At 41.8% G+C, this 10,699-nt stretch carries 7 protein-coding genes; all 7 read right to left on the bottom strand.

Annotated elements, in window-relative coordinates:
* Positions 1-304 precede the first annotated feature (304 nt).
* Positions 305-2,065, bottom strand: a complete 1,761-nt coding sequence (pyk, locus tag IEX94_RS00580) for a pyruvate kinase (protein WP_188855601.1) — start codon at positions 2,063-2,065, stop codon at positions 305-307.
* Between the two features lie 21 nt (positions 2,066-2,086).
* Positions 2,087-3,046, bottom strand: a complete 960-nt coding sequence (gene pfkA / locus IEX94_RS00575) for a 6-phosphofructokinase (RefSeq protein ID WP_188855600.1) — start codon at positions 3,044-3,046, stop codon at positions 2,087-2,089.
* Positions 3,047-3,269: 223 nt separating this feature from the next.
* On the bottom strand, positions 3,270-4,226 hold the full coding sequence (gene accA, locus IEX94_RS00570; RefSeq protein ID WP_188855599.1) for an acetyl-CoA carboxylase carboxyl transferase subunit alpha: 957 nt from the start codon (positions 4,224-4,226) through the stop codon (positions 3,270-3,272).
* Between the two features lie 3 nt (positions 4,227-4,229).
* On the bottom strand, positions 4,230-5,084 hold the full coding sequence (accD, locus tag IEX94_RS00565) for an acetyl-CoA carboxylase, carboxyltransferase subunit beta (protein WP_188855598.1): 855 nt from the start codon (positions 5,082-5,084) through the stop codon (positions 4,230-4,232).
* A gap of 101 nt (positions 5,085-5,185) precedes the next feature.
* Positions 5,186-5,818: a FadR/GntR family transcriptional regulator gene (locus IEX94_RS00560; protein ID WP_229782514.1), complete on the bottom strand. Its 633-nt coding sequence runs from the start codon at positions 5,816-5,818 to the stop codon at positions 5,186-5,188.
* A gap of 29 nt (positions 5,819-5,847) precedes the next feature.
* Positions 5,848-7,083 (bottom strand): NADP-dependent malic enzyme, encoded by a 1,236-nt coding sequence (gene ystJ / locus IEX94_RS00555; RefSeq protein WP_188855596.1) that lies wholly within the window; start codon positions 7,081-7,083, stop codon positions 5,848-5,850.
* Between the two features lie 123 nt (positions 7,084-7,206).
* On the bottom strand, positions 7,207-10,551 hold the full coding sequence (gene dnaE / locus IEX94_RS00550) for a DNA polymerase III subunit alpha (protein ID WP_188855595.1): 3,345 nt from the start codon (positions 10,549-10,551) through the stop codon (positions 7,207-7,209).
* Between the last annotated feature and the right edge of the window lie 148 nt (positions 10,552-10,699).

Below are 10,699 nucleotides of genomic sequence, written 5' to 3'. Positions count from 1 at the left end.
GTTATGATAAGGATTGTACTTCTGGAATATTAAACAGTAATCCAAATCATGCCTTTCCTCGGAGCAGTCCAGACACCTCGAGACTCCTGCAGGAGGAAAGGCATAGTGAGACCCCTTAGTGCTAAGCCCGAGGAGGCTCACCAGCCGCCTGCGGAAAGCGAGAGGCGTCTGGACTGCGGACCCCGGAAAGAGAGTTGCACTTACGCTGTGTGAAAGTGTTCTGTTTTGATTTTTTTGTAGAAGTTGATTATAGAAGAATAAGCAATGCTTCTCTTCATTAGAAAAACATTGCTTATCACTTTAATTACAGTACGCTTGCATGGCCATCATAAATATCGCCTTTTGTACCATCGATTGTTATGTCTTGACCGTCTTTCAGCAATTCTAAAGCATTTTCCACACCAACGATGACTGGAATGCCAAGACTTAAGCCGACTACTGCAGCATGTGAAGTTAATCCACCTTCTACTGTAATAATTCCGCCTGCTTTTTCAATTGCTGGCATCATATCACGATCTGTACCATAAGTAACGAGAATATCGCCGGAAGAAACCTTTTGAATAGCTTCTTCTTTGTTAAGCGCAATTACCGCTTTACCGTAAGCACTTTGACGGCCGATTCCTTGACCTTTTGCTAGGACATCTCCAATGATATGGACTTTCAGTAAGTTCGTCGTACCACTTTCACCTACTGGAACACCAGCTGTAATAATTACACGGTTACCATGACTGCAAATACCGGCTGATAATGCACGTTCAATTGCAACATCTAGCATTTCGTCAGTGGAATCTGTTTTCTCTCCTTGAACTGGGTGTACACCCCAGACAAGTGCGAGTTGGCGATTTACACGTTCATTGAACGTAACAGCTAAAATCGCCTGTTTCGGACGATACTTGGAAATCATTCGTGCGGTATGACCGCTTTCTGTTGGAGTAATAATTGTCTGGACATCTAAGTTCATTGCTGTATGAGTTACCGACTGGCTAATAGCCTCTGTAATTGTCATTTCAACAAGTTTCGAGCGCTCGCTTAAAATATTTTTATGCTGGAGGGCAGATTCTGTTTTCAGTGCGATATTGTTCATCGTTTGGACTGATTCAACAGGATACATACCTGCTGCAGTCTCACCAGATAACATGATTGCATCCGTTCCGTCAAAGATAGCATTTGCTACGTCTGAAGCTTCTGCACGGGTAGGGCGCGGGTTACGCTGCATTGAATCGAGCATTTGTGTAGCAGTGATAACCGGCTTACCAACAAGATTACATTTTTTAATTAATTCCTTCTGTACAAGTGGCACATCCTCAGCAGGAATCTCTACACCAAGGTCCCCACGAGCAACCATTAGGCCATCGCTTACTTCTAAAATTTCTTCGATGTGGTCTACACCTTCTTGGTTTTCAATCTTAGGAATGATGTTGATCCTGTTGCCAAGATGTTCTTCCAGCACTTGACGAATTTCCAGTACATCAGATGCTCGGCGGATAAAGGATGGCGCAATGAAATCCACATTGTTTTTAATACCGAAAATAATATCTTCTCTATCTTTTTCCGTCATACCCGGAAGGTTCAACGATACGTTTGGTACGTTCACACCTTTAGTATTTTTAATTTCTCCTGAGTTTAGAGCTTTTGCTGCAATTTCATTATTTTCTTTATCAATTGAAACAACTTCTAACTCAATCAGACCGTCATCAAGCAAAATCTTCGAACCAATTGAAACGTCATTGATCAAACCTGGATAGGAAACAGAAAACCGTTCCGCATTTCCTTCGACCTCATCCATTGCAATATAAACGGTGCTGCCAGATTGTATTTCCGCCTTGCCACCTTTGAATCGGTTCGTACGGATTTCCGGACCCTTCGTATCTAATAGAATTGCAACATTTTTATTTCGATTCGCTGCTGCTTCACGGATATTTTTAATACGGGCACCATGTTCCTCATAGTCACCGTGGGAGAAGTTTAATCTTGCAACGTTCATCCCTGCATCCATCAATTGCTCTAATGTTTCCACTGATTCAGAAGCAGGACCAATCGTACATACTATCTTTGTATTTCTCAATGTAATTCCTCCTTGTATATGCTAAATCGACAACTCTTTCGATAAAGTGTACATTTCTTCATGAACTGTACTTGGCTTGTCAAAGATATCATGAATGGCATAGTCAACGAGCTGATTATTCTCTATACCAACCATTCTACCCGCTTTTCCATTCATTAAAAGCTCCATTGCGCGAGCTCCCAGTCTACTTGCAAGCACACGATCTGCTCCGGTTGGCGAGCCTCCCCGTTGAATATAACCAAGAACCGTTACACGTGTTTCCAGTTGTGTCGCCTCTTCAATTCTTTTACCGTAATCAAAAGCGCTACCTACCCCTTCAGCGAGGAGAATGATACTATGACGCTTCCCGCGTTGGTGGCCGCGTTTCAAACGATCAACGATACTATCGAAGTCCTCTCTATTTTCCGGAATAAGGATACTTTCAGCTCCACCAGCTAGTCCTGCCCATAATGCAAGGTCACCCGCGTCTCTACCCATTACCTCAATTATGTAGGTACGTTCATGCGAAGTAGCTGTATCACGGATTTTATCAATTGCTTCAATAACGGTATTCAGTGCTGTATCAAAACCGATTGTAAAATCTGTACCCTTTATATCATTATCAATCGTCGCAGGGACTCCAATACAAGGGAAGCCTTTTTTAGTAAGTGCCTCCGCACCAAGGAAGCTTCCATCCCCGCCAATAATAACGAGGCCATCAATTTCGAATTTCTTCAGTTGCTCAATTGCCTTTTCCTGGCCTGCATCAGTTTTAAATTCATCACTTCTGGCTGAATAAAGCATCGTCCCACCCCGCTGGATAATATCTCCAACCGAGCCGATTTCCATTTTTTCAATTCGTCCCTCCATCAAGCCCTGGTAACCGTACTTGATGCCGTACAATTCCAGTCCATGATAAATACCTTTACGTACGACAGCCCGGATTGCTGCATTCATTCCCGGAGCGTCGCCTCCACTTGTTAATATTCCAATTCGTTTCATCTTCTTCACCTCGAATATAGGTTTTATGAGTACAAGCATGAGTTCAACTTTTACATCTATTCTCAAGCAAGGAAAAACTGTACTATTAATTTTGTATACCCTGTATCATTTTACCTCACTACATTAAAGATAAATAAAAAACGGCAAAATAGCAATTATTTCACCGCCAAAATAACAAAAAACGCGGCGCTTGTCACTAAAAAGACAAAGCACCGCCTATTTCTTATCGATTCGTGTAGTCACCAATTTGTTTATATTTTTCCCATCTTTTTTCTAATAATTCCTCTTCATCGTATGTAGCTAGTGTCTTGAGGGATTTTGATAGGACTGTATCGATAAATTTTGCCTGTTCGTCGACATCACGATGAGCACCACCCCGCGGTTCCGGAATGATCTCATCTATGACATGAAGTTTCTTCAAATCGTAGGAAGTAATTCCCATCGTTTCCGCCGCGTGTTTAGCTAAACTTGCATCCTTCCAAAGGAGCGCTGCTGCTCCTTCAGGGGAGATAACGGAATAGGTTGAGTTCTCAAGCATGTGAATGTGATCTCCAACACCAAGGGCAAGGGCTCCACCACTACCGCCTTCTCCGATGACAATACATACAATCGGGACGGTTAGACCTGCCATTTCCATTAGATTTCTTGCGATTGCCTCACTTTGCCCGCGTTCTTCTGCCGCTTTTCCAGGGTAAGCCCCCTTCGTATCGATAAAACAAATAATTGGTCGATTAAATTTCTCGGCTTGTTTCATATGGCGTAATGCCTTCCGGTACCCTTCTGGATGTGGCATCCCAAAGTTACGACGAATATTTTCCTTCGTATCCTTACCACGTTGGTGCCCGATGATGGTAACCGGCTTGTCTTTATAAAAAGCAATACCAGAGACAATAGCGGCATCATCGCCAAATAAACGGTCTCCATGGAATTCGATGAAATCAGTGAATAAACGTTCGATATAATCAAGGGTCGTCGGACGCTCGCCATGTCTTGCCATCTGCACCCGTTCCCACGGTTTCAAATTCCCATATATATCATCTTCCAACACCTTTAATCTTTCTTCAAGGGTTGAGATTTCATCCGTTAAATCCATTTCGCTATCTTGTGTGATTTTTTTCAACTCGGCAATTTTTTCTCTTAAATTGACTACCGGTTTTTCAAAATCCAATACGTGCTTCATTTCTTATTCTCCACCCTTCTCATGCAGCTTCAGCAATTGGGCAAGCGTATTACGCATTTCTTTCCGGTGGATTACTTTATCCAATTGTCCATGCTTCAGCTGGAATTCGGCGGTCTGGAAATCCTGGGGAAGCTTTTCCCTGATTGTTTGTTCAATAATTCTTCTGCCTGCAAAGCCAATTAATGCACCTGGTTCAGCGAAATTATAATCACCGATAGATGCGAAACTTGCTGACACCCCTCCTGTAGTCGGATGGGTCATAACAGAAATCATTAATCCTCCTGCATCACTGAATCGCTTGATAGCAATCGACGTCTTAGCCATTTGCATAAGGCTTAGAACACCTTCCTGCATTCTTGCGCCTCCTGATGCTGAGAAAATAATGAACGGAATTTCTTCTTTTCTTGCATTTTCAACCGCGCGGGCAATTTTCTCACCAATTGCTGAACCCATACTTCCCATTCGGAAGTTCGAGTCCATTACCGCAAAGGCAGTTGGATGGCTGTCAATCAAACCTTTTCCAGTTACTACCCCTTCATTTAAGCCCGTTTTCTTTTGGTCTTTTTCTAGTTTTTCTATATAATCCGGGAAGTTTAGCGGATTGGCAGAAGAGATCTCTGCATCCCATTCAACAAATGTGTCTACATCAAAGAGGCTATCAATCCGCTCCCAAGCGGTAAGTGGATGATGGTAGCCGCAGTTCGTACAGACATGAAGGGATTTCTTCACTTCTTTTCTGTAAAAGATTTTATTACATCCTTTACATTTCTGCATGAGACCTTCCGGAACATCCATCTTCCCTTGTTCACTGGGTATCGATGCATATCGTCTGCGCTTGCCAAATATATCTTTTAGCAAGATCATACCTCCTTCTTTCTAACAGCGTGCTTTACATATCTATTCCACATCATAGCTTATCCATGAAGAAAATACTGTCATAATTTGTAAGCTATTCGGATTTAGTCATATAATTGATGATCTTGCTGTTTATATAACTCTTCTATGGCATCATAATCTTTTTTTGCCAATAGTTCCATTAACTGGTTATAAAAATGCTCATCATAATAAGCTTTTGCGATGGAACTTGAGAATTCTTCCAACAGCATCCAGATTTTTAGCAATAATTGGTTATTCGCTTTTTCAAGTAAATAAGTGAAAAAAATTGTATGTTTTTCCTCAAGTACAGTTGTCTGGTTGATCGAAGCATTCAACTTGGACCTTGCAACTTCATCCATATTCGGGCATGCTAACTTCACCGCTTCTTTTTCAATCATAGTTTTTACTTGAAGGAGTTCATCTCTTGTCCTATCTGCTAATAAAATAAATGAAGATAATAATTCCACAGACTGTAACGATTGATAGGATCTTAAAAATGTACCTTCACCGCGACGGGTTTCAATCAGCCCTAATAATTCAAGTGCACGTAATGCTTCTCTGACGGAAGATCTGCCTGCCTGTAATTTATCGGCTAATTCTCGTTCCGAAGGCAGCTTATCGCCGGGTGATAGATGATTGTCTTTAATATAGACCCGTAATTCCTCTAGCACACCTTGATATACTTTTGGTTTGGAAGGATTTGACACCTTAAACATCTATCCCTTCTCAAGCTTCTTCATATCTCTTATTCATGATTCCCTGTTAGTTCTCTCGTCTTCTCTGCTACCTCTTCTGGATCGACCTGAATACGGGCAACACCAGATTCCATTGCGGCTTTCGCAACACTTTTTGCTACAATTGGAGCAACACGTGCATCAAATGGTGCAGGAATCACATAGTCCTCATTCAAATCTTCGTCCGAAATCAGTGAAGCAATTGCTTCTGCTGCAGCTACTTTCATCTCTTCATTTATTCTTGTTGCACGTACATCCAGTGCCCCGCGAAAAATTCCCGGAAATGCCAATACGTTGTTCACCTGGTTCGGGAAGTCAGAGCGACCAGTTCCAATCACTTTCGCGCCTGCCTTCTTTGCCTCCTCTGGCATTATTTCCGGTTCTGGATTTGCCATAGCAAAGATGATTGGATCCTTATTCATCTTCGCAATCATTCCTTCCGTAAGAGCTCCAGCAACAGAAACGCCAATAAATACGTCGGCATCTTCCAGCATGTCTTCAAGCGTGCCTTCCTTCTTGTCAAGGTTTGTAAACTGGGCAACCATTTCTTTAATCTCATTCATTCCATAGCTTCTGCCGTCATAAATTGCCCCACGGGAATCTGTCATTACCATATTGCGTACACCAAAGCTCTCCAATAATCGGGCAATCGCAATCCCTGCAGCTCCTGCTCCGCTTAATACGACTTTAATGTCTTTAAATTTCTTATCGACAAGTTTAAGCGCATTAATTAAGCCCGCAACCGTAACAATTGCTGTTCCGTGTTGATCATCATGGAAAATCGGAATATTCGTTTCATCCTTCAAGCGTTCCTCAATGATGAAGCAGTTTGGTGCAGCAATATCTTCCAAGTTCACACCACCGAATGTGGGCTCCAGCAGTTTAACTGTATTCACAATCTGATCCACATCTTGAGTTGCTAAACAAAGCGGAAACGAATCAACCCCTGCGAAACTCTTAAACAAGACAGCTTTCCCTTCCATAACAGGAAGTGCTGCTTCCGGTCCGATATTACCAAGTCCCAACACTGCTGAGCCATCACTAACGACAGCAACCATATTTCCTTTCATCGTGTAGTCGTATACACGAGACGTACGATCGTAAATTTCTTTACAAGGCTCTGCTACACCTGGTGAATAGGCGAGACTTAAATCTTTTGCATCGTTCACCTGAACTTTCGACTCAACCGATAACTTACCCTGATTCACTTTGTGCATATGTAATGCTTCATCTCTTAGGCTTGCCATGATTATAATCTCCCCTTTAAATATTCCCATATTTAGACGGTTAACGGTTCGCTTTAGTGGTCAGACCACCTGCAACTTCTATATTATATCAAATGAGAAACTTCTGTAAAGCTTCGTACAAGACTAGACTTTTCTCATGACGACATTGTCTTTTCCGAAATAAGTCCGTAACTTGTTCAAGGTAGCGCTAGATGGATGGAGGAAATAATTTTCCTTTAATTTATATGATTGATTCTGTGCTTCATTATATAAAATAATCGCTGTACCCCCTGGATGCTCTTTAGCAATTCGATCAATGACTTTAAGTGCATCCGGATTCGTTTCTTTCGTCGATTTGATGAAAATAATTTTTTCTGACTTTTGTTCAAGATTCTCTTCATTGAAAAGTTCCATATTCTGCACAACAAATTGTAAGCGCCCATTTCTTTCTTCCGCTCTACCCGTAATGGCTACAAGCTGCTCCTCCTCAAGCCAGCGCTTTACTTCCCTATACGTATCCGGGAAGATGACAGCATCCAGTGTATCTTGTTCATCCGCAATCACAAGAAATGCCATCTGTTCACCACGCTTCGTTCGAATTTGCTTTATCTCCTGTACGATTACAACAATCTTCGTATCATTCTTTCTTAAAAGGTGCTTTAGTGCAGCGAGTTGCATGTAACCACTCGCACGAAGCTTGGTACGGTAATTTTTCAGCGGGTGACTGGAAATATACATCCCAACTAGTTCCTTCTCATCTTGAAGCTTCTTCGCGACAGTGAAATCTTCTATGTCTACATAATTTCCTTCCAGACTAAGCTGGTTTTCAAAAAGATTGGGTTGGTCATAAAATTCGCGGAATAATTCTCCTTGCTCCATAGCCTGATCAATGGAGGCAAGTAAACTTGCACGGTTACCATACAGGTCATCAAAGGCACCGGCAAGAATCAAGTTTTCAATCGTGGAACGCTTCACTGTATCGCTTGGCACCCTTAGGCAAAAGTCAAACAAATCTTTAAAACGTGCCTTTCTCCTCGTCTCGATAATAGCCCTAATTGCATCCCCGCCTATTCCTTTAATCGAGCGCAGTCCCATCCGGATCCGCCCTTTTTCCACTGAATACTTACCGAAACTCTGATTAATCGATGGTGGCAGAAGTTCCAGACCTATCTCATGCATCTCTTTTAAGTAAAGTTGAATTTTATCCTGCTGATTCCGAGCTGCACTTAGAATTTCGGCAAAAAAGCTTGCAGGATAATTTGCTTTTAAGTAGCTTAATTGATATGAAATCTTACTGTAAGCAACTGCATGACTACGCGGGAAGCCATAATTGGAAAAACGGACAATCCAACTGAATATTTCCTCAGCCACTTGCTTTGTGTATCCATTGTTCAAACAACCTTCAATAAATGCTTGGCGCTCTTCTTCCATGACTGCATGAATTTTCTTACTGACGGCCCGCCGTAGAATATCTGCCTCACCTAGATTGAAACCAGCGATTCTGCTTGCGATTTGCATAATCTGCTCCTGATAAACGAGCACACCATAGGTCGATTCCAAGATTGGCTCTAAGTCTTGGTGGGGATACTCGACAGACTGCTGTCCATTTTTCCTTGCGATATAAGTCGGGATGAAATCCATTGGACCTGGCCGGTAAAGGGCATTGACCGCAACAATATCTTCAAAATCGGTCGGCTGTAACTCTTTTAATACTCGCTTCATCCCAGCTGACTCCAATTGGAAAACTCCATTCGTCCGACCTTCCTGCAGGAGTTTAAATGTTTCTGCATCTTCGACAGGGATTTCCTCTAAACGGAGTGGTTCTTTCCGCGTATAGTTGACCGATTGAATGACTTTTTCAAGTAAAGACAGATTCCTTAGACCGAGAAAGTCCATCTTCAAAAGACCAACTGCTTCGAGATCATTCATGGCAAACTGAGTTAAATAAGTTTCACCTGATCCAGTTGTAAGTGGGACGTGGTCACGTAATGGCCGTTCACTTATAACAACACCTGCCGCATGGGTTGAGATGTGACGTGGCAAACCTTCCAAACGGACAGCTATAGAAAATAATAGCTTCAACTTAGTGGATTGCTTAATATAATCCGTTAATTCCGGGAGACCTTTCATCATCTCTACTATAGAATTCGACGGCTGGGTGGCAATTTCCTTTAAAATAAATCTTGCATCTTGTTGTTCCACGTCAAGCGTCTTTATCAATTCCCTAATTAATGATCTTGCTGCAAATGTACCAAACGTAATAATTTGGGCAACATGCTCCTTACCATACTTTTCCCTGACATACGCAATGACCTCATCACGTCTCTCGTCGGAAAAGTCGATATCAATGTCTGGCATCGTCTGCCTTTCCGGATTTAAGAAACGTTCAAACAGTAAATCATATTTTATAGGATCGACAGCCGTAATCCCGAGCGTATAAGCAACAAGGGAGCCTGCTGAAGAACCCCGCCCTGGACCGACAACGATTCCTTTTTCTTTGGCATAAGCAATAATATCAGCTGTAATTAAGAAATAATCACTAAAATCCATCGCCTTAATGATAGCTAGTTCATAATTTAAACGCTCTTTAATTTCTGGCGTCGTTTTCTCGTACTTTTCCTCTAGTTTCAAATAGCATTGTTCTTTTAAATAGGTATGTACATCTACCCCTTCTTTGAGCGGATAAGTTGGAAGGAATCGTTTCGTAAAATCAATTTCAACCGAACATTTCTCTGCAATTTTTACCGATTCACGAATTGCTTCAGGGAAAATTTCTCCAAGTTCTAGCTCTACTTCCTGCACAGTGCGTAAATGCTTATTCTGTAAAGCCGGAGTTGACAATTGCATATCCCACTGCCTGCTGCTTCTCATAGCAAGGAGACAATCATAACTGTATACATCCTTTTCCTCGAGATAATGGACATCGGTGATAGCTGTAATGTTGGTTGGATATGTATCTGCATAAGCCTTGAGTAGCGTAGTGGATCTCCCACCTTCTTCGATACCAATGTAAAAGTCTTCCGCTCCAAATAACCCTTCAAATGCATGCAAATACTCTTTTACATCCTGGAAACTATTCTCACTCAATTTAGAAGAAAGTTCCGTATCCTTAAGTGGTAGGATACCTATAAGTTCTGCCGAATGATTTGCTAGATCTTCCATGGAGAGTGCCGCTCTATCTTCCGTTTGCAGAAATGTACTCAAACGCATTAGCTGATGATACCCATTATTATCCTTTGCAAGTAAGGTAAGCTTCGAAACCGATCCTTGTTCATCCGTTGCAACCGGTACAATCAAGCCAATGATCGGCTTAATTCCTGCCTTCTGACATGCCCGGTAAAAAGGAATCGTGCCGTAAAGTACTCCTTCATCCGTTAGGGCAAGTGCCGGAAATTGTAGCTCTTTCGCTTTATTTAGTAACTTTTCAATGGTAATTGTACTGTTCATCAGGCTATAGCCGCTTCTAACTTGTAAATGTATGTAAGACATACAATCCCACCTTCTTTTCACTGACTTCTATTATAACAATAATATAAGAACAAGCATACGCTTACGTATTTTTCTCCCGTTATTCTCAGGAGGCTCATAAACGCAACAATCGGCACATAAAATATTAAAGGACATGCTAAAAGGAGTG

The sequence above is a fragment of the Oceanobacillus indicireducens genome (assembly GCF_014647195.1).
GTDB classification, from domain to species: domain Bacteria; phylum Bacillota; class Bacilli; order Bacillales; family Amphibacillaceae; genus Oceanobacillus; species Oceanobacillus indicireducens.
The sequence above is the reverse complement of the archived record's forward strand: the minus strand, read 5'-3'. Positions and strand labels throughout refer to the sequence as shown.